The organism is Arthrobacter sp. DMZ02-1R (genome assembly GCF_057747935.1).
Genome location: NZ_CM173230.1, coordinates 1,614,074 through 1,633,924 on the forward strand (window position 1 = coordinate 1,614,074; position 19,851 = coordinate 1,633,924).

Below are 19,851 nucleotides of genomic sequence, written 5' to 3' on the forward strand. Positions count from 1 at the left end.
GGCGTCTCTCCGCCCGGAGATTGGGGGTTGGGTAGAATCGGCGTCGTCAGTCACGCTAAGGCCATGTTGCCTCACTGGAATTCCTCGGGGAAAAGTAACGTGAGGCACTACGCGACAAGACTCACGCTAGTGCTCGCGAAAGTGATTGATTTCCTGACGTCGACTGATGTAGCTTGACGCCAGGGAATCCGACATCCTCGCCGGATGACCGTCGGAAAGGCCGACGCAATGGCAGGAACCTCACCAGCTCCCCTCCACGTCTCGTCACGAGATTCAGGTCGAGCCGCCCCGAAGGTCTTCGCCGCCTTGGCGGTGCTGACCCTCCTGCTGTGCTGCCTCAGTACCGCTTCCCCGGTTGTTGCGGCCACGCCCTGCTGGGACATCAGCGGTACCTGGACGACGATCCAGAGCGGCTACCGGGTCCTGACGTTCAACTTCCAACAGAACGGCAACCAGGTGAGCGGCACCGCTGGAGACGGCCTCGGCCTCAGCGGGAACTTCACCGGCAACGTCACCGGCGACCAAGTCGACGTCATCGTGGTGTGGAACGCCCAGCGTGCGGACGGTTCCACCCTCGAAGGCGAGTACTATGCCACCATCTCGGCCGGGACGCTGACCGGAGGGGGCCACGACGTCACCACTCCCGCCAACAAGGTCACGTGGACCGCTACCGGTGGTCCGACCAAGGACTGCAGCGGAGCCACCGCGACGCCCACCAGTTCGCCCACGTCCACCCTGACCGAGGCCCAGGCAGAGAAGGCCATCCTCGACGCCCTGAGCTACGCCCTGAACGGCGGCACGGATCCTACTGTGGGAAATCTGGGCACCATCGGCGGCACAGCGATGCTGGTTGACTTCCAAAAGCTCTTCCCGAAGTTCGTCACCACCGACGTCCAAAACGTGGTCTTCCATGCCGGGGTGCTGGAGTCGCAGGACGGCTCGGATGGGAAACCCACGTTCCCGGGCGTCCGGGCCTGCATGCCCATCATCCTGCGCCTGGCCTACCACGCGGTCACCGACCCGGATCCTGCCGACCGTGCATCAGCGCTGCTGGCGGCCAACCGCCTGATGATCTTCCTCGCGGTACGGGACTTCAAGGTCACCAAAGGAGCGCCGTCGTGACGCCGCGCCGGGTCTTTCTCGCCTTTGCGGCAACGTCAGTGGCACTCGCCGCCTGCGTGGGGCCCGGACCCAGCTCCCCGAACTCTTCCCAGGTGACGCCGCCGCCACAGCCGCCCCACAGCGCCGGGCTCACCCTGACCCCGCCGGCGGGGTGGGCGAACCGGGTACTGCCCGCTCCCGGCGGGATCGTGCTGGCCGGCACGGAAGCTGACCTGACCGCCCAGACCCCGGCCGGGCCGAGGCTGACCGCGGTGCCGAACACGGCGGCGCCCACGGCCGACACGCTGATCGCCAACCTCGACAAGGGGGCGCTGTTCGCCCCGACAGCCACCCAGCAGACCTTCGGCCAGTACGACCAGGTCCCGGTGCTGCGCTTCACGACGGCGGCCACGCCCGCCGAGGGTGAAACCGTCGAGATCGTGTCGATCACGGTCGCTCCTAACGAGGCATATCTGATGACCCTGGAGGCCCCTTCCTCGAGCTGGAGCGCGTCACAGGCAAGCCTCGAAGGCGTTGTGGCGTCGGCCTCGATCAACGCGCAGCTCTTCCCGAAATGACCGCCCCGACCGTTCTATGAGTCAACGCGGGGCCCTCGCTCACGGGCTAGGGAAGGGCGAACTTCATCGGGCGTGTCGATACTCGCGCGGAGGAGGTCAGGCATTGCCCTTCTTACATGTGTGCGGTGATGGGCGGGGTCTCGACCGGGGTGTCCGGGCGAAGGCCCCATTCGGCCCAGGATCCGTCGTAGACCCGGACACGCTCGCGTCCGAGAATTTCGGTGAGGACGTACCACGCGGTGGCCGCGCGGCCCCCGACGGTGCAGTAGGTGATTAGCTCGTCTTCTTCCTCGAGCTCGGGCACGTGCATCGCCTGGCGCAGCTCGTCGATCGGGAGGTATGCGCCTTTCTGGTCGTAGAGATCGCCGAACGGCCGGTGGACGGCCGTCGGGATGTGGCCGGTGCCCGATCAATGGTCAAGGACGCCGACCCCGTTACAGACCCTGACGGCACGCTCATGAGCTGGGTCGGCATGGAACACCGGCTCTTCCGGACACTCGAAAAACACCGGATAAGCGAAAGCATTTCCAACGGCTTCCTTGGCCCGGACGGCAACGTGGACGTCGACGCATTCCTGAAGCTGTCCCTCTCCGTGCATAACCGCAGGAAGTCCCGTGCCGGGCTGTCGCTGGAAGAACACATCGCAGCCGTGTTCACCGCCCACGGAGTCCGGTTCGTGAAGAAGGCCAAAACGGAGGGCAAAAAGGAACCTGACTTCCTCTTCCCCTCCAAACGGGACTACGACGATCCGCGGTTCCCGCCCGCGTTGCTGACCATGCTCGGATCCAAGACGACCCTGAAAGACCGGTGGCGGCAGGTACTCAACGAGGCTGACCGCATCCCAGACAAGCACCTGCTGACGCTTCAACCGGCCATTTCCGAGGACCAGACAGCCGAGATGAGAGCCGAACGACTCCAGCTGGTGATCCCGAAGCAACTGCATGGCCCTGGCTTCACCGAAACCCAACAGCAATGGCTGATGGGCCTCGATGACTTCATGAACGAAATCAAACAACGGGAACAACGGGCGCCGGTCACGGTGGATCACCTCTTCTGACACCGCACTGCCCGAAGCACTCGCCCCGCGACACAGAAGGAAGCAGCACCACGGCCGAGAAATACGAGTTCGTCACAGTCAACGACGCGGCGGGGGTTAAGAGATAACCCTCGTGTTCCGGGGTTCCTTGGCGGGGACGCGAGGGTCCGTTCCGCCCAGTACGAGGGCGTTCCCGTTCCTTCAGGTGATCATCGGCGTTTTGATTCAACTTCAGCTTTTGTGAAGGGGTATCGTGAAAGTCGAGGATCGATGGGTAGGACTGAAGGCGAGGTTCTGGGTTGGCGCTGGCGGTGGTGCGGGATCTGCGTGAGCGTCGGGTCCCGGCGGGCCCGGAGGAGATTGCGGAGTTCGAGACCGACGTGCTGGCCGGTTTTGTGCTCGCTCGCGCGTCGGCAGGGCTGGCGGATGGCACGATCAGCTCGGACATCGGTCACCTGGAGCAGGTGCGCACCTGGCCAGAATCGTGCGCCCGGTGCTGCTGGACTGGTCGCAACGGCACGACCACCTGCGCGAAATCAGCCGAGACGAGGTGCTCGCCGTCCTGGACGTACTTCACGGCGCGGCCCGCCAGAACACGCTGATCGGTTTGCGGTCGCTGTTCGGCTTCTGCAAGAAGCACGGCATCGTGTTCCGCAACCCGACCAGCCGCATCCGGGTCGGCGACCGGGTCTCGAAGCTCATCCAGCCGCTGCAACCCGGTCAGATCCAGCGCACAGCCACCGGTGCTGCTCGCCCGGCCGACCGCCTGATCCTCGCGCTGGCCGCCATCCATGCAGCCCGCACCGGCGCGATCCGCGCCCTGCAGCTCGACGATGTCGATCTCGGCAATCGGCGCCTCACCATTGCCGGACGCACCCGCCCGCTCGACGAGTTCACCCACCGGATCTTCACGGAATGGCTGGATTATCGCCGCTCCCGCTGGCCCAACACCGCCAACCCTCACATGCTGATCAACCAGATGACTGCCCTGGAGACCGGTCCGGTCAGCGGTCACTGGATCGACGCCGGATTCCGCGGCCAGGACGCCACCTTGGAACGGCTGCGCATGGACCGGCAGCTCGAAGAGGCGCTTACCCACGGCCCTGACCCGCTCCACCTCGCCGTCGTGTTCGACCTCGACGCCAAGACCGCGGTCCGTTACGCGAGCTCGGCCCGGCAGCTGCTGCAAACCTCGGTCGAACGCGACACTTGGGGTGGCTTGTGAAAAAGTGAAATATCCAACGTTAGCGCGATAGTTGACCAGAAACGATCAGCCGTCGGCCTGGCAGCCGGGCCGGTTCGTAGCCAGGATGCGTTGCCCTTCACACGTTTGGCGTATCGCGAAGGGAGGTACCCGTTGCGTTGGTGCACAGGCGGTAACCGTTACACTGCGAGACCTTGTATTCCCTAGGTCGGAAGGGACCCTAGACGGTGTCTTACGAACGATCGTTCATTTGACGGTCCCCGCAGGGCTTCAGTGGCCGCCCCCTTCGGCTTCACAGCAGGCCTGGATTCACTTCGCCGGTGGATTACTTTCCTGACGCCGCCGGATCTCCCTTTCGGCCGCGGGAAAAAGGGCGCCCCAAAGAATTCCAAGGACGATGTAGAGGTAGCCCGGCCACCCTGGGAGTCGAAAAATCCCAAACACGACCCAGCCGGCACCGACCACAAGGTACACATACTTAAGCGAGGCGAGATCCTTGATCGTCTGTTCCGGAAACCGTAAGGAGTTCCGTATCCACTTCATCATCGGCGCGATCCTTCAGGGACGTTCTTCACCTCATGTACGACACATTAGTGCGACCGGACATGCCAGGCCATAGCCCGAAAGGCGGCCGGCTACCGAAGCAGCGCCCCGTTACTATTAGGATCCCTGCATACTGCGCTCCATATGTGTGTGGGAAAAGCCCGGCGGGCTGAGCCACCCCCACTTCGGGTTGAGTTGAACCCACGGGTCGATCCCCGGTCCAGAGCGGAACGGACCCTCGGGTTCCCACCGAGGAACCCTCAGTTTCGCTGAACTCACGGGAGCCGTGGGGGTTGAGTAGGATCCGTGCAGCCATTAGCGCTAAGGATCACGAGTCCGCGGAATGTCGCGGATCTTGCCCCTAAAAGGCTAAGCAACAGTCCATCACTGGCATGCCCAACCCGCCCTTATAGTCGCAGAGGGCGAAACCGCCGCCGCCGATGCGGCCACAGCAAGGAATAGACGAATGCTGCCCTGAGACCCACGTCCCGAATCCGTAGGCTGACAGATTGGATGAGAAAACTGACAAATATGTTGAGACCGGATGTCCGGTCTCAACTTACTTGGCCATGCTGACCTGCTGTTTGGCCAGATAAATTGAGACGCGTCGCGTCGCAGTCGTCTCAATAAAGTTGGCAATGCCGACGTGGGGCTTGAGACGGGCCATGACGGGATCGCTGTGGCTTGCCAGTCCATTTGGCGAATTGCCAAACAGCCTGGCGAAACCTGCCTCCGTCTGCTTCGAAAAGAACCTCGCGCCTTCAAACAATTTTCGGCGGAGGATCTGAGGATCCGGAAGCCGTCGGGTCCCGTCACGACATAAGCGCCCGTGACGGGACCCGACCGGCAACGCACACACCGTTCCGTCCGGGCGTCGGCCGGAACGCCGTATCCGGGCTGTAGGACGCGATAGCCAAGGCAGCGCCATTTGTGCGGGGTTTGCGGGTGACGGCGCCAGCCTTGCAGGCCCAATGGAAGCAGGTTTGAACGTTGATGCCCATGGTCTTGGCCGCGAGGCTCACGCTCCCCAACCGGTCCAGCAAGACGAAGAACTTGTCCTTCTCAGCTTGGGCGTATATTTGGCCTGATTTCCTGCCGGAAGATCCCGCCCAGCACGGCAGGTACTGAGGTTGAATCCTAATTCCCGGGCGGCCAGCGGAATGCTTCCCAGACGCTCCAAGGCCAGGAGGAAATCCGCCCGATCGGACGGCGAGCTCCGATAAGGACGCTTCCGGGCCGGCGTGCCGGACGGAACAGGCTTCTTTCGTTGTGGGGATTTTTCCGTTAAGGAACAACTGTCTATCAGTGGTGTTTCCAAGGCTGTTGCAACTCCCGGTTTTCAGGGGGTGTTGCAACTGCTAGAACTCGCCTCAGAAGCACCTTTCGTCGTTTAACACGCCCCTAGACGGCCAACCTCATGAAATCGCCGGGCTAGCAGAGGGCTAGCAGCGGGAGTTCAAGGCCTCCGCCATTTGCAGCACTGCGCGTTCAATGATGGGTCTCGGCGTGGCGAAGACGAAGCGCATAAATCCGGTTCCTGCCGCCCCGGTATCAGATCCCTCCGTCATTGCCACGCCTGCGCGTTCTTGGAAGAACGCGGCTGGGGTGTTTCCGAGATCGAGGTTGCGGGCGTCGAGCCAGCCGATGTATGTCCCTTCGGGGGCGGTGTATCCCATGTCGGGGATGCGCTCGCCCAGGATGTCGCCGAGGAACTTCCGATTTCCATCGAGGTAGTCGATGACGCCTTGTAGCCAGTCCCGGCTGTCGTCATACGCCGCAGTGCTCGCGATGACTCCGAGGTTGCTCGCCCCGTGTGATGCCATTTGACCGATTCGTGCCCACACCTCGGCATCTGCATCGTTGCTGATGATGAATTGTGCGGTCTTCAGCCCGGACAGGTTCCACGCTTTCGATGCTGATGTGGCGGTGACAGTGTGGCTGGCGGCATCCGTTGAGACCGACGCGTACGGAATGTGTGCCGAGCCCGTGTAGATGATGGGTGCATGGATTTCGTCCGAGAACACGCGGCCGCCTTGGCGTTGAACCACCACACTTAGTTGTTCGAGTTCCTGTCTGTCGAACACTCGTCCCACAGGGTTGTGCGGGTTGCAGAGGACTAGGAGGTTGCCCCCGGCTTCGAATGCTTTCTCGATTCCCTCGAGGTCCAGCACGTAGCGCCCTCCATCGATGTTCATCGGGACTTCGATGATCTCGCGGCCCATCGATTTCGGCACCATGAAGAACGGCGTGTACGCCGGTGTCAGCATGATCACGGGTGACCCGGGTGTTGAGAAGTGCGCGATGGCGACTTCGTAGCTCGTGGCCACGTCGGCGATCGGATGGATCCTCTCCGCAGGGACATCCCAACCATAGGCGTCGTGCTGCCAACGCGCAGCGGCCGCCGACATCGCGTCGGAAAGTGATCGAGGTAGGTAGCCGAGCGCTCCCGCATCGACCGCTCCGTGGAGCGCTTGCGTGATCGCCGGCGCGGTCCCGAAGTCCATCTCCGCGACGAACGCCCCGATCGTGTTCGGGAAATACGACCACTTCGCGCTTCCGGCCTGCCGCAACTGATCAAGCCCGATGGAGTCGAAGTCGAAGGTCATGGTCATTAGTTTCCTTTCAGTGCAGTCGGAGGGACCGCATCCTGTTCCTCGGCATCGTCGCCGATCTCGTTGAGGTAGTTGTAAATGGTGAAGCGGGTCACGTTCAGAGAAGACGCGACCATGTCGACGGCGTCCCGCAGCATGAACATGCCCCGGACTTTCAGATCCCGCACGACTTCGACCTTGTGTCGTTTGTGCATCAGATCGATGGGGACATCGACCTTTGCGATTGCGCGGTGGATCAGATGCGATGCAAGCTCATCGACATCGCGGACGAAAACCTCCGGGGAGTCGCTCACGCGAACAGGTGCGACGCTCGACGACGTCGGTGCGTCGTCCGACGTACCGAGCATGACTTCAGCGATGCGCTGCACCGAAATCCACGCGGAGAGGTCCGAGTTGATGCATAACGCTGCAACAGGCACACCAGTCACATCTCGGACGATCATTGTGGAGGAACGGATCTCCCGGCCGTCGGGCAGCGTCGTCTTGTACCCGGCGATGTTGTCCTCAGAGAGTGCGAACACCTTCTGCAAGAGCAGATCAGTCGCCGGGTCACCCACGCGCCGACCGGTCACATCGCCGTATATGGCGACGATCGAGTTCGGAAGCAGGCTCAGATCATGCAACACGACCTCACTCGTAGGGGGCAGTGACCGGCCGATCGGTTCGACCAAGCCGGTCAACAACGCGATCACACGCTCGCCGTCGATGCTTCGCCGCGGAGAGGCCTCAAGCGATTGTTGAATGGTGTCTCGGGTGGGATGGTCGTCGACCATATGGAGGCTCCTTACGGCTCGGGCGAGTGGCGCCCTGTATATATATGATCCTGCAACGTAAGCGCGGAAACGTCAACTCGCCGTTGAGGGGATCAACGATGGGTGGTCGTGCACATTCAAAAATGTGCATAATCTGACTCCAAAATCCCGGGAGATGCGCCGCGTCGAGTGCACGATCTGCACCGCGGTCGCTCCCGAGGCGGTCCTCACGGTCGATACGTACGCCACGGAGGGGCAGCCTGCGCATCGGTTTGCCCTTTACAAATCCGGCGACCCGATCAGGAAACCCGTGTCATCCCCTGAAGGAGCGGGGCCGGTCAAGAGGGGTGGTCGGCGGTGTTTCTGCCCTGAACAGCTGCTTTGTGCGCGCTGAGCTAAGGGGTCGGGGAATGTCCCGAGTTCCGTGGAACTTCGGTGGCGGCCCGGTGAGCATCAGGCTGCGCTCGCGTCTTGAGTGTTGCAGTCGGCTCCGACAGTTTCAGCGCCGACGTGCCGTTCCAGCGCGGCGCGGAGGGCGGGCAGGTGCAGGTGTCCGTTCACGCGGGCCCCTTCATGCAATCACAGCGGCGCGACCCCTAGGGGGCCTGGGATCGCGGGCAAAATCTGGTCAACTCACGATTGAGCTCTTCAACCAGGGGTTGGATTTTATTCAACAATGTGTGATGATCTCCACAGTGCGTTGAACTCGCGACGCGGAGGTTCCGCGCACGAGTAGTGAAAACGCCCCCAACTGCCGCAAGGATGTGGCCCGGAGAAAGGCAAAAGATGACTAGAACCGACACGTCGACCGATCTACCGCAGAACAACCAGGACAATCTCAAGCGCACGATCACGACACCGCAAGCGCTCGGCATCGCCTTTCACCAAATCGTCGGCGGTGGCGTCGTCTCCCTGACCGGTGTAGCGATCGCCATCACCGGCGGGGGTGTCGCGTGGTCGTATGCCCTCGCGGCGGTCGCGGTCCTGCTGTTCTCATTCCCGATAGCGTCGCTGGGTGCTGCCATGCCCGTTGTCGGCGGCAACTATACCTACGCCACACGGCTTCTGCATCCTCTTGCCGGGTTCGCAAACCTCTGGCTCTTCATCCTCGTCATAGGCACGATGAGCCTCTACGGCTTAACCGCCGGCGTCTATCTCCAGAGTTTGAACCCATGGTTCGACCCGACGGTTGTCGCTGTCTCGCTCATCACCATCTTCGCGGTCGCGAATGTCTTGGGCGCCGCGTTCTCGTCGCGAATAGGTGTCCTCTTGGCGCTCGTGATGCTCATAGCGTTCGGCGCTTTCATCGTCATGGGATTGTCGAACGTGCATTGGGGCAGCCTTCCGCCGGCCCTTCCCAACGGACTCCCGGCGCTGCTGCAGGCCGCTGCGCTCCTGACCTTCGCCACGGGCGGTGCAAGCGTCGTGTCAGAGCTCGGCCGAGAAATGAAGACCCCCGGACGCACGATCCCCATCGCCATGATCGGCGGCACCGTCATCGCAGGGCTTCTCTACATACTCATCGCCATCCCGGCTGCAGGAGTACTGCCGATCGCAGACGTCGCCGGCCAGCCGCTGTCCGTCGTCGCCAAGGCATTCATGCCGGGGGGATGGTGGTACTTCTTCCTACTCGGCGGCGCAGTCCTCGCCGTCATCGGCACCATGAATGCCGCATTCCTGTGGGGTTCGAAATCCATCCTCGCTGCCATCGACGACGGCTGGTTCCCGAAGCGCATCGGCGCGGTGAACAAGCGGTTCGGCACCCCGCACTACCTCCTGCTCCTGCTCTACGTCGTCGGCGTCGTCCCCGCAATCGCCCACATCGACATCTCCGTGATTGCATCCGCGGCAGCCCTGGTTGTGGAGCTCACCCTCATCTTCACGATGATCGCCTCCATCCGGTTGCGTTTCGTCCACCCCGAACTCCACGCGGCATCGCCGCTCAAGCTCGGACTCAAAACGCACTGGGTCCTCACCGTTCTCGGCATCGGCGTACTCCTCTCCCAGATCTATCTGCTCCAGCAGAACCTCACGCCGCCGGTCTGGATCGCTGTCGCCGTGTGGATCGTGGTGGGAGTCGTATGGGGCGCAGGCCGATACCCCAAGGCCAAGGCAATTCAAGCCGTACGTCGCCGGCTGGCCGAACCTGCCCCGACCGTGGACCAGGAACTTGCGGCGATGAACCCCCTCACGATCCCCAAGGAAGCCCCAGGGAACGTCTACGGCAGCGACGGCGCGACGCAAGAAAGTCCGCGGGCTTAACTCATAGCGACTCCCACCCTGGCCGGCGCCCGCGCGGCGCCGGCCTTTCATCTCAGAAGCAGGCGAGCACAATGACAGAACCGACCCACGCTCCAACGGTCACGTCCTCCGAATACCGCCCGGCCAGACTGGCAGGAAACCTCCTCTTCGTCTCTGGTCAGATTGCTCTACACGACGGTGAGCCCATCACCGGGATTGTGGGGGATTCCGTCGACGTGGAGACCGCGTGTGCGGCGGCCGCAGCAGCAGCAGCAGCCTGCCTCCGAGTTGCAGCAAATACGCTCGGCTCGCTTGACCGGATCGAGCACGTCGCGAAGGTCACCGGGTACGTCGCGGCGACCCCGGACTTCAGTGAGCATCCGCACGTCATCGACGCCGCGTCGCACGTCTTCATCACGGCTCTCGGTGAGCGCGGCGAGCACGCGCGAGCGGCAATCGGCGTCAGCTCGCTCCCATACGGCGCTGCGGTCGAGATCGAGGCGACCTTTGTAATTGGATCCATCCAAAGCACAGGTGAATCCATAACGAGCGACGAGGCTCGGGACTCGGCCGCGTCCGTGGTGCTGCTGCGTGACGGTGAGCACGGACTCGAAGTGCTCCTCACGGAACTTCCCGGCGATCGCGGCCAGCTGGCCGGTGCGTGGGTGTTTCCCAATGGCGCGGTCGAGGCGGCGGATGCCTCTGGCGGACCGATCGACACCGAGGAGGCCGCCCGGCGCGCCGCGGTGCGCATGACGCGCGCGCAGGTCGGGCTCGAGCCGGACCGCGACGACCTCGTGCCCTTCTCGCAATGGACACCCCCGAAGGGCTCCCCGTTTCAAGCCCGCGCCACCTTTTTCGCCGTGCGTGCCCCTGCCGGTGAAATTCGGCCAGCGCCCGGCGATGTCGCCGCGGTGGAGTGGCTGCGTCCCGCCGACGCCCTCGAGCGCCATGCTGCGGGCAGCATGACCCTGTGGCCGCCGAACTGGGTAACGCTCCACGGCCTCCAGTGCGCGGAATCCGTCGACGTCGCCCTTGCAGAACTCCGCAGCGGCCCGGTGCGGCGCTTCGCAGCGAAGATGAGAGACGACGGCCGCACGATCCTCTGGCAGGGAGACGACGAGTACGAGGCTGAGCAGCACGGTCAGGATCGCGATTCGGCAGTAGCCGATGACGCTCCGGTCGCCAGAGGCAACCAGCACCGGCTGATGATGGCCCGGCTGCCGTGGGTCTACGTCAACACCCTCGGCGACGGTTTCTGAGTCCGTAACCGGCGTCACGGTCGTCGGAGCCCTGTGTGTCAGGCTCTTGTGTGACAGATTCTCTCTCTGTTCGTTGGAGCTAGGGCGCGGGGTGGGGAAGGTCCGTCATGGATTTCGTTATTCCTGTCCGCCAGTCGAATCGTCACTTCACTGTTGGCGAGAAAAACGCGATTCTGGATGAGCACGAGAAGTGTCTTGAACGAGGCTCGAAGATGGCCTTGGCCAGGCCTGTCGGGATCCGGGCCGCCACGGTCCGGGAATGGGCACGCGCCCGGAAATCCGGTGAACTGCCCGCCGTGGCCGATCCACTCAAGAGGACCAGCGATTGAATGCCGGAGACAAACGACAACTCCAACGGGTTTTGAAGGAGAACGAGATCCTCAAGGCCAAGCTGGCCCGTCGCTCCCGAGGCGGTCGTCACGGTCGGTGCGTACGCCACGGAGGGGCAGCCTGCGCATCGGTTTGCCTTTACAAATCCGGCGACCCGATCAGGAAACCCGTGTCATCCCCTGAAGGAGCGGGGCCGGTCAAGAGGGGTGGTCGGCGGTGTTTCTGCCCTGAACAGCTGCTTTGTGCGCGCTGAGGTAAGGGGTCGGGGAATGTCCCGAGTTCCGTGGAACTTCGGTGGCGGCCCGGTGAGCATCAGGCTGCGCTCACGTCTTGAGTGTTGCAGTCGGCTCCGACAGTTTCAGCGCCGACATGCCGTTCCAGCGCGGCGCGGAGGGCGGGCAGGTGCAGGTGTCCGTTCACGCGGGCCCCTTCATCGCAATCACAGCGGCGCGACCCCTACGGGGCCTGGGATCGTGCGAGGCGTAGTGCGGGTCTGGGCCGGCCTGCTTGACATCGTCAACTCCTAAAAATGGCGGCGTCGAGCCCCGGACCGTGGTCCTCACCGCTGAGAGCACCGAACGCAAGGCTAGGAGCAACAACATGACACTCACCCAGCACGCATTTCTGCCCGCACATGTCGTGGATATCGAAGAAACCGCGTATCTGTGGCGCACCGCCGTTCAGGATCGCCTGATCAACGTCGATCTACGACCCACGGGCCGGACCCTGCGATCGCCGTCCGTCGATTGCAGAGACCTCGGGGACCTCCAGATCAGCGATTGGGACCTCGCTGATGTCGAAGGTGCCCGCACGTCAAGGATGGCGCGCAACGACCCGGAGGCACTGGTTCTCTTCACTGCTTTCGCCGGCGAACAGATCGTCGAGACGCCGAATCAGACGGTGGTTCTGCGCCCGAGCGATGTTCTGATCATGAGCAGTCGTGTTACCGGGAGGTTCGCCGTGCCCGAGGCGCTCAGGAAGCGCACTGTGCGGATCCCCTTGACGGCCCTCGCCCCATACGACACGGGGTCCGGTATCCCGGACTGCTTGCACCTGGCCACCGGGCAGAACCCGCTGGCGCGTCTTGCTCACAGCTACCTAGACGGTCTGGGTCACCAGATCGACCAGATGTCGCCGGTGGAGGTGGAAGGTGCTCGCAATGCACTACTGGTCCTCACCGCAGGCATGATCCGAGCGGTCCAGGGTCCCGACGTCGGCGACGCCGACTTCCTGCCGCTCCTCCGGCAACAACTGGAGGCGTGGATCGTTGAGCACCTCGCCTCGGGTGCGATCAGGGTCCGCGATCTGGCCGCAGCGCACAACGTCGCGTCCAGGACCGTCCATCGCGCCTTCGCCAGGACCGGTGACACCGTCGGATCTGTTATCCGTGTGCACCGTATCGCGGCCGCCCGCTCTGACCTGGTGAACGCGGGCTCTTCGATCGCCACGATCGCTCACCGCTGGGGGTTCTGCGACGCGAGTCACCTGGGACGGGAGTTCCGACGCGAGTTCTCGATGTCGCCCAGCGACTATCGCGAGGCATACGCCGTTACCTGATTACCAGACGATCGACGTGGCGCTCGGGTACCGGCGCCGGGCGTGATCGTTCTAGTTTTGGCCCGTCACATGACCAAAACTGAAGATGTGACGCGCGCCTCATCGGTGAGGAGTGCATCAACACCGGCAGGTCTGACGAACTTACGCTCAGGCATTCAGCCGCTACAACTATTCAGGAGGAACCGCAGATGCCTTATTGGGAGATATACACGCCGGAGAACGCCTACACCGCTGAGGACAAGGAGAAGTTCGCGACCGCCGTCACCGACGCGTGCATCAGCTTCGTGCAGATTCCGGCCTTCTACGTCGTGGTCAGGTTCCACGAGTACGCTGCAGACGAGATGTACGTAGGCGGCAAGGCACAGGACAACTTCGTCCGGGTCGTGGTCGACACCATCGCTCGCCAGCTGGAGACCCCAGAAATCCGCCACGCCGTCATGGGGGCGATCGAGGATGCGATGGTCCCCTTCATCAAGGACCGCGGCTACGACTGGGAAATCCACCTCGACGAGACACCGATGGACCTCTGGCGAGTGCAAGGCCTTGTTCCGCCGCCGGCCTGGTCGGACACGGAAAAGCTCTGGGCCAAGGAGAACCGGCCTGTCCCATACGAGCTCGCTGCTTCCTGACCGCGAACCCGGGACACGGCAATGCCGTGTCCCGGTAGCGGCCTGGCCCTCCGTCCGTCCAAACCCGACGAGGCGATCTGGGCAGTCAGCGTGTGGGCGAAGCCCCCCCTTGCCGTGCTTCGCCCCGCTGGTTCGCGTGGCTCCCCTCTCGAGGTCATCCTCGGGGTGAGCCGTCAACGGCTCCGAATAACCTTATCCCGGGAGCGCCGGGCCTGGCCGACCGGGGTTGCGGGGACTTGAGCCGGGCTGGATGAACCGTCTTGACGTGAACGGACCCACCCGGGCAACCTCTCTGCCAACTGGTCTACCGTCGAGCCATACGTCTCGAGGACGTCAGCCCCATCGGGACCGAGGTCGATCACGGCATGGTCGGAGGAGATGCGGTCGACGCAGGTGCGGGCGGTCCGGGAATACGTGCATTCGGCCACCAGCTTTCTATCCCCTGACGTCCCCTGACGCGAAAATTATGGTAACCAGGGTAGGATGCGTCGGATGGTGGAGTTATCCGGTCTGCTGGAGCGGTTCGAGGATGACCTGGAAGCCGAGACTTTCGAGTTGTTGAACGGCTCTGTCCTTGCTGCGCAGCGGCTGGCGTCGGTGTAGTAGGTCAACGTAGCATTCGCCGGTGTTGAGCATGTGCCAGATGGAGATCAGCATTGAGTGCTCCACGGCGACGAGTGCTCTCATTGGGCCTCGCCGGGATTTGATCCGCCTGTATTGGCCCCGAGATACGTGGTTTCTGATCGGGCCGCCGCCATTGCGGCTGTGCCCAGTGCCCGTTTCAGGTATCGGTTTCCGGGCCGGGTCTTGGTGGATTTGAGCCGGCCGGCGGATTCGTTGGCCCCTGGTGTGGTGCCGGCCCACGATGCCAGATGGCTGGCGGTGGGGAAAACCGTCATATCGGCACCGGTTTCGGCGATGATGACATCGGCGGTCCGGCTGCTGATGGCCGGGATTGTCGCCAGCAGTCCCCACCTCGATACGCGAATCGATGAGCTCATGCAGCCTTTTAACGCCGCCCGAGCGATGTCCTTGCTGTGGGATCCGGTTCAGAAACAACCTGGCCAGGAACGCGTGGTGGTCATTGAATCGGCCCGTCGCATGCCCTTCTTCGCCAGGTCGGCCAGCACGGCCGGGTCGTTCTGGCCCTCGATCAGGGCCTGCAGCATCGCCCTGCCGGAGACACCGGTGATGTCGGTGGCGCCCGAGCCGGGTCCGAGGGGATGGTCGTGCGTTTGAAGGCGCGCCTCCGCTTGGCCGACCAGCCGTTCCCGGCCATGATCGCAGCGACCGTGCCCACGGATACCTCCACACCGGCGGCGGCGAGTTTGGTGTGGACCATGGGGTGGCCGAAGATCCCGTCGGAGGAATCGAACATCGTCTTGACCTGTCCGGTCAGCTCCCGGTGCCGGGCGGCCGTCAGTGATTCTTCGTGGTCCAGCCACCGGTAGTACGAGGCTCCGGGCAGGCCCAGCCGGGCGCACATCCAAGTGACAGGAAATTCGGCGTTCTTCTCCTGAACAAGCCGGTAGAGGTTCTCTACCGTTGTTCTTTGGCGAAGAACGCCGAAACGTTTTTCAGGAAATCATTTTCCCTTTCGACTTCCCGCAGCCGTGCCTCCAACGCCATGTATTTTGCGGGGTCCACCGGATCATCAGGCTTGCCGCCGGCCCCGGCCTCTCCTTCCCGGTGCAGTTGCACCCACCGCTTCAGCGCCGTCACGGAGATCCCCAGCTCGGGGGCAACTGAGGTGGGTGAACGGCCAGAGGAAACGACGAGATTCACGGCACCAGCCTTGAACTGATCGGAATAGGTGGGACGGGAAGACATGGGCACAATCCTTTCAAACTGTGTCTCACATCAGTAGTACACCTCAAACGAGACCGTCCACTCAGGAGGCAGTTCGGGTTCACCCGCCTCCAGCCCAGCGTCGTCGAGACGGCCGTCATGTCGGCTACCGGTAATCCCCTACTCGGCTTTGGCGAAACTCAAGGCGCCCGATTCATGGACTCGAGTCCGCCGATGAGCACCAGGTCGTGGTCATCCACCTTGATGCCACGCGAGGCCATCACGGCCGCGTCCAGGCTCAAGCCGCACAGGCGGTTGTGCCGGGAACAGCGACCGGCAGGCCTGCGAGCAACCCGGCCATGCGCCCGACGTTCCGGCTCTCCTCACCGGGCCCGTTGGGCTTTCCGCAGACGGCGTCGTCGATCAAGGCACAGTCGAGGGCGGGACCCCGCTCCACGATCGATCACGCACGCAGCCAAGTCATCGGGACCCACAGCCGCCAGTGGACCACCAAGCGATCCGAACACCGTTCGAACGCTGTCGTACACGGTAAGCAGACCTTGGCGACGTGTTGACGGTGTTCATGAGTGTCTCGACAGGGCCTTAGTGGTTGGCTTCGACATGACGCTGGACCAGCTCGGTGAAGAGTTCCGGCTTCTCTACGTTGCACAGGTGCGCGGAGCCTGGCAACGAACGAAGTACGGCGTCGGGGATGGCAGCGGCAAGTTCGGCGCTGCTCGCTGGAGGTGTGGCGAGGTCGTCCTCCCCCGACAGGACGAGCGTTGGTACAGAGATCGACCCTGCGGCTTCATGGCCATCGAAGCTGGCCAGGGAGAGGCATGCGTCGGCATAGGCGCGTGCAGCCATGTGCCGCAGGTGGTCCATCTTGGCGTCGACGATCTCTGGGTGCTCGGACCGGAACTGCCCTGTGAACCAACGAGTAGCCGACACGTCCGCGATCCAGGCCGTTCCTTCGCGGAGCACCCGCTCAGCGCGCTCCTCGAGTGCCTGTCTGCTCAGAATGGTCAGGCCGGTTGACGCCAGCACCAGCGAGCTGAGCCGGTGCGGGTAGCGGGCGCCCAGACTCTGCCCAATGGCACCGCCGATCGACAGGCCGCAGAACGCGAAGCGGTCAATGCCCACATCGTCGGCGATCGAGATCACGTCATCGGCGAAGTCGTCGATCGACGGCGTCTGGGGACTCAGCGGTGAGGCTCCATGCCCCCGAAGGTCGAAGGTGACGACGTTCCAGGTTCGCGGAAGCAACTCCACCTGGTCACGCCACATGATGCGATCGGTGCCCAGTGAGGCGCCGAGGATGACGGTCGGTGCACCCTGACAGTTGGATGCCTCGAATTTGACGTTGAGCATGTTCACCTCATGAACTTCTTGACGATCGCGGTGAGTTGGGCCATGGCTGACTCGTCGTCACGGATTGATGTGGTCGGAAAACGGGGGAAGCCGGCGTCCACCCCGGCAGCGAACATCAGCGCTTTGGTCTGGGCGTGCCAGGGTTGGCCGGGGCCGAGGAGCTCCAGAATCGCGGCCTTGAACGCGGTGAGGTCATCGACGATTAGGCGGGCCTGGTCGATCTCGTTGCGCCACACCAGCTCGAAGGCGTCCGCGAGTCGGCTCCCCAGTGGCATGCCGCTGCCTATCTGGCCACGCCCGCGCAGCTCCTCAGCAAAGACCGGGAACGCCGTCGCCTCGAGGACATCGGAGAAGATCGAGTGTTCGTCACCGAGGTCCCGTAACGTCTTGGTCCGACGCTGCGGCGACGGGGTGTTGTCCTTCACGCCCACGACCCCATCGATGGTGAGCAGCCGGGCAAGCAGATCGACCGGGAGGTCGTATCCCACCACTACCGGAACGTTGTAGACGAGCAGCGGAAGCGGTACCTGTCGTGCCATCGCTGCATAGAACTCGAAGATCTCGTCGTCACGAAGCCATCGCGCTGGTGGGATGGTCAGGAGTACCCCGTCCGCTCCCGCTTCCGCGGCGTGACGCCCCAGCGTCACGCTGTCGTCAGGTCGAGCACTGCTGATCCCGACCAGGAGCGGCAGTTCCGGCCGCACCGCTTGGCGGGCGATCTCGAGAACCTTCTGTCGCTCATCGACCGATTGGGCCATCCACTCGCCCGTGGTCCCGTTGACCACCAGTCCATGTGCGCGCTGGTCGGTGAACCACGCCAGCACCTCCCGCAGCATCCCCGGGTCGAGCCCACCGTCACGGCTGAACGGCGTAGGAGCGGCCGCGAAGTACCCGCGCCATACCGAGCTCAAACCGACATCTCCTGGGTCGCTGGGTGGCTGACCACCATCTCCGCCTCGTCTACGGCTCGGGTGAGCTCGTAGTAGGCGAGCAGCGGGTAGGGCCAGACCACGGTGTTGGTTCCGCGGGCGTTGCGGTACCAACTCTGCTCCGGTACCGCCGCCCATGCCATGCCGCGATTGCCCTTCTCGACCCAGTCGACGTACCGGCGGTAAGCCTCGCCCGTCGGCTCGACAGCGGAGGCTCCGGTCACGAAAAGATGACGGAGGCACTCGACGACGTAGTTGATGCCGCACTCGGTCATGAACGTCTGACTGCCGATGGCGACCAACCCCGTGTTCGGACCCGCCAGGCAGAACATGTTGGGAAAGCCAGGGACGGTGATCCCGTTGTGGGCGCGGGATTCATCGCCCCAGAACTCGCGCAGGCTGAGCCCCTCGCGACCACGCACGTCGATAGTTCCCAAATGGTTGGTGCCGTGGAACCCCGTGGCGAAGACCGTCAGATCTGCAGGGTGATGCTCGCCGTCAACGGTCCGGATCCCGTCCTCGTCGAACGACTCGATCGCCACAGTGGCCAGCGCTGTCTGCGGCTGCTGGAGCGTCCTGGCCCAAGCCCCGTTGTCGCGGAGCATCCGCTTGACACCAACGGGATATGTGGGAATGACCGCATCGAGAAGGTCTTCGTGCCCGACATACTGGCCCCGAACGCTTGCGACCAGGGCATCCCGGAAACGCTGGTTCGGCTCCGAGACTGACTCGGTGGACGACCACTCCGGGTCTGCCTTGGTCAGCGCGTACTTGCCGATCGTCGAGTGCCAGACTTCCCACAACCGGAGCCACCGATGATAGGTGGGAATGTTGTCCATGAGCCACTGGCGATCTTCGGCAACCTCAGCCTGGTACAAAGGCGCAGGCAGCATCCACGGCGCACTGCGTTGGAAGACGGTGAGAGATTCCACCTGGTCCACGATGGCTGGCGCAATCTGATAAGCGCTTGCACCTGTGCCGATGATGTTGACCCGCTTTCCGCGGTAGTCGACCCCGGGATGCCATTCGGCGGAGTGGACCTTCTCACCGCGATACTTTTCGAGCCCTTCGAATGCCGGGATCTTGGGTTGGTTGAGAAAGCCAACCGCACTGATCAGGGCCTGGACGTACACGGTGGACTCGTCACCGGTGATTGCATCCTCCACGACCAGCTCCCACTGGGAGTCCTGGTCCCACGATGCTCGGACCACCTTCGAGTTGAACCGGATGCTCTCCAACAGCTGCTCGTGCTTGGCGAAGTCCTCGAAGTAGTCCTCGAGCGACTCCCGCACCGCGAAGTGATGGCGCCAGTCCCGTCGTTGGAAGAACGAGTAGCTGTAGGCGAGAGTGCTGGTGTCCAGGCGACAGCCGGGGTAGGCATTCCACCTCCACGTACCGCCGACCTTGTCGGCCGCCTCGAACATCACGAAGTCGACCCCCAAGCGCCGAAGGGCACGGGCCATCGCCAGTCCTGCCTGGCCGGCGCCCACCACACCTACGACGAAGTCGCGATCAGCGGCAACCTCGTCCTTGGTCCGCAGGACCGGTTCAGTGTCGCCCAATTCGTGCTGCATGAGCTCGGCGTAATCGTCATCGCCGTTGGTGAGGAAGTCGACGAGGTCCTCCGCAGACAGGTCGGTCTGCGGCCCGTCGCTTTGTGTCATGAGGTACCGCTTCAGTGCCCCTCGGATCCGGTCGAAGGCCTCGGCCGCAACCTCTGCACTCAGGCCCCCGAACGCCGGGATCGCGATCATCTCGGGATCCAGCGTCGGTCGGAACTCGTCGGCGATCAAGGTGCGATCACCGGTGAGCTCGGCGACCGAGCAAAGGAGTGGGATCAGTTCCCCCGTCTTCACGAACCGGTCGATATCATGTTCGGTGGTTGTCATGCTGCTCCTGCAAGGCGTTGTGGTCGCTG

The 19,851-nt window shown here is 63.3% G+C and carries 18 protein-coding genes and 2 pseudogenes; 9 read left to right on the forward strand and 11 right to left on the reverse strand.

The genetic code is table 11. The annotated features are described in order from the left end of the window. The first annotated feature begins 204 nt into the window (after positions 1–204). Both AC3ANQ_RS07845 and AC3ANQ_RS07850 read left to right on the forward strand, forming a co-directional pair. Complete coding sequence (locus AC3ANQ_RS07845; RefSeq protein WP_488304571.1) at positions 205–1,122, forward strand: hypothetical protein; 918 nt, start codon at positions 205–207, stop codon at positions 1,120–1,122. After that, positions 1,119–1,679, forward strand: coding sequence for a hypothetical protein (locus AC3ANQ_RS07850; RefSeq protein WP_488304572.1), 561 nt, complete (start codon positions 1,119–1,121; stop codon positions 1,677–1,679). The genes AC3ANQ_RS07845 and AC3ANQ_RS07850 overlap by 4 nt, the downstream gene beginning before the upstream one ends. 112 nt (positions 1,680–1,791) lie before the next feature. Here the strand turns inward: AC3ANQ_RS07850 and AC3ANQ_RS07855 are convergent, their stop codons facing one another. Then, on the reverse strand, positions 1,792–2,073 hold the full coding sequence (locus AC3ANQ_RS07855) for a sulfurtransferase (protein WP_488305279.1): 282 nt from the start codon (positions 2,071–2,073) through the stop codon (positions 1,792–1,794). Between AC3ANQ_RS07855 and AC3ANQ_RS07860 the strand changes: the two genes are divergently transcribed. Together AC3ANQ_RS07860 and AC3ANQ_RS07865 are read left to right on the forward strand one after the other, a co-directional pair. After that, positions 1,984–2,736: a type II restriction endonuclease gene (locus tag AC3ANQ_RS07860; protein WP_488304573.1), complete on the forward strand. Its 753-nt coding sequence runs from the start codon at positions 1,984–1,986 to the stop codon at positions 2,734–2,736. The genes AC3ANQ_RS07855 and AC3ANQ_RS07860 overlap by 90 nt on opposite strands. Positions 2,737–3,208: 472 nt before the next feature. Further along, positions 3,209–3,940, forward strand: coding sequence for a hypothetical protein (locus AC3ANQ_RS07865; protein ID WP_488304574.1), 732 nt, complete (start codon positions 3,209–3,211; stop codon positions 3,938–3,940). 288 nt (positions 3,941–4,228) lie between these two features. Here the strand turns inward: AC3ANQ_RS07865 and AC3ANQ_RS07870 are convergent, their stop codons facing one another. From AC3ANQ_RS07870 to AC3ANQ_RS07880, 3 genes are all read right to left on the reverse strand, one after another. Then, the gene (locus AC3ANQ_RS07870; protein WP_488304575.1) at positions 4,229–4,465 is read right to left on the reverse strand and encodes a hypothetical protein; all 237 of its coding nucleotides are present in this window, start codon (positions 4,463–4,465) and stop codon (positions 4,229–4,231) included. Positions 4,466–5,904: 1,439 nt separating this feature from the next. Next, complete coding sequence (locus tag AC3ANQ_RS07875; RefSeq protein ID WP_488304576.1) at positions 5,905–7,074, reverse strand: MalY/PatB family protein; 1,170 nt, start codon at positions 7,072–7,074, stop codon at positions 5,905–5,907. Beyond that, positions 7,074–7,847 (reverse strand): helix-turn-helix transcriptional regulator, encoded by a 774-nt coding sequence (locus AC3ANQ_RS07880; RefSeq protein ID WP_488304577.1) that lies wholly within the window; start codon positions 7,845–7,847, stop codon positions 7,074–7,076. Before AC3ANQ_RS07880 ends, AC3ANQ_RS07875 begins: the two co-directional genes overlap by 1 nt. Positions 7,848–8,612: 765 nt before the next feature. Between AC3ANQ_RS07880 and AC3ANQ_RS07885 the strand changes: the two genes are divergently transcribed. From AC3ANQ_RS07885 to AC3ANQ_RS07905, 5 genes are all read left to right on the forward strand, one after another. Further along, positions 8,613–10,088: an APC family permease gene (locus AC3ANQ_RS07885; RefSeq protein ID WP_488304578.1), complete on the forward strand. Its 1,476-nt coding sequence runs from the start codon at positions 8,613–8,615 to the stop codon at positions 10,086–10,088. Positions 10,089–10,159: 71 nt separating this feature from the next. Continuing rightward, entirely contained in the window at positions 10,160–11,329 is a 1,170-nt protein-coding gene (locus AC3ANQ_RS07890; RefSeq protein ID WP_488304579.1) for a Rid family hydrolase, read from the forward strand. 107 nt (positions 11,330–11,436) lie between these two features. Further along, positions 11,437–11,658, forward strand: coding sequence for a hypothetical protein (locus AC3ANQ_RS07895; RefSeq protein ID WP_488304580.1), 222 nt, complete (start codon positions 11,437–11,439; stop codon positions 11,656–11,658). A 601-nt stretch (positions 11,659–12,259) separates the two neighbouring features. Then, positions 12,260–13,216, forward strand: coding sequence for a helix-turn-helix domain-containing protein (locus AC3ANQ_RS07900; RefSeq protein WP_488304581.1), 957 nt, complete (start codon positions 12,260–12,262; stop codon positions 13,214–13,216). Between the two features lie 188 nt (positions 13,217–13,404). After that, a complete protein-coding gene (locus AC3ANQ_RS07905) occupies positions 13,405–13,845 on the forward strand; it encodes a tautomerase family protein (RefSeq protein ID WP_488304582.1) in 441 nt (146 codons plus the stop codon). Between the two features lie 501 nt (positions 13,846–14,346). Here the strand turns inward: AC3ANQ_RS07905 and AC3ANQ_RS07910 are convergent. From AC3ANQ_RS07910 to AC3ANQ_RS07940, 7 genes and pseudogenes are all read right to left on the reverse strand, one after another. Next, positions 14,347–15,053, reverse strand: a pseudogene (locus tag AC3ANQ_RS07910) (transposase); the annotation flags it as partial. Continuing rightward, positions 14,999–15,331, reverse strand: coding sequence for an IS3 family transposase (locus AC3ANQ_RS07915; protein WP_488304583.1), 333 nt, complete (start codon positions 15,329–15,331; stop codon positions 14,999–15,001). The pseudogene AC3ANQ_RS07910 and the gene AC3ANQ_RS07915, both read right to left, overlap by 55 nt. Positions 15,332–15,384: 53 nt before the next feature. Continuing rightward, a complete protein-coding gene (locus tag AC3ANQ_RS07920; protein ID WP_488304584.1) occupies positions 15,385–15,675 on the reverse strand; it encodes a transposase in 291 nt (96 codons plus the stop codon). Between the two features lie 48 nt (positions 15,676–15,723). Then, a pseudogene (locus tag AC3ANQ_RS07925) lies at positions 15,724–16,190 on the reverse strand (thiolase family protein); the annotation flags it as partial. 46 nt (positions 16,191–16,236) lie between these two features. Continuing rightward, entirely contained in the window at positions 16,237–17,004 is a 768-nt protein-coding gene (locus AC3ANQ_RS07930) for an alpha/beta fold hydrolase (RefSeq protein ID WP_488304585.1), read from the reverse strand. Positions 17,005–17,006: 2 nt separating this feature from the next. Continuing rightward, positions 17,007–17,915: a dihydrodipicolinate synthase family protein gene (locus AC3ANQ_RS07935; protein WP_488304586.1), complete on the reverse strand. Its 909-nt coding sequence runs from the start codon at positions 17,913–17,915 to the stop codon at positions 17,007–17,009. After that, positions 17,912–19,822: a flavin-containing monooxygenase gene (locus tag AC3ANQ_RS07940; protein ID WP_488304587.1), complete on the reverse strand. Its 1,911-nt coding sequence runs from the start codon at positions 19,820–19,822 to the stop codon at positions 17,912–17,914. The genes AC3ANQ_RS07935 and AC3ANQ_RS07940 overlap by 4 nt, the downstream gene beginning before the upstream one ends. Positions 19,823–19,851 lie beyond the last annotated feature (29 nt).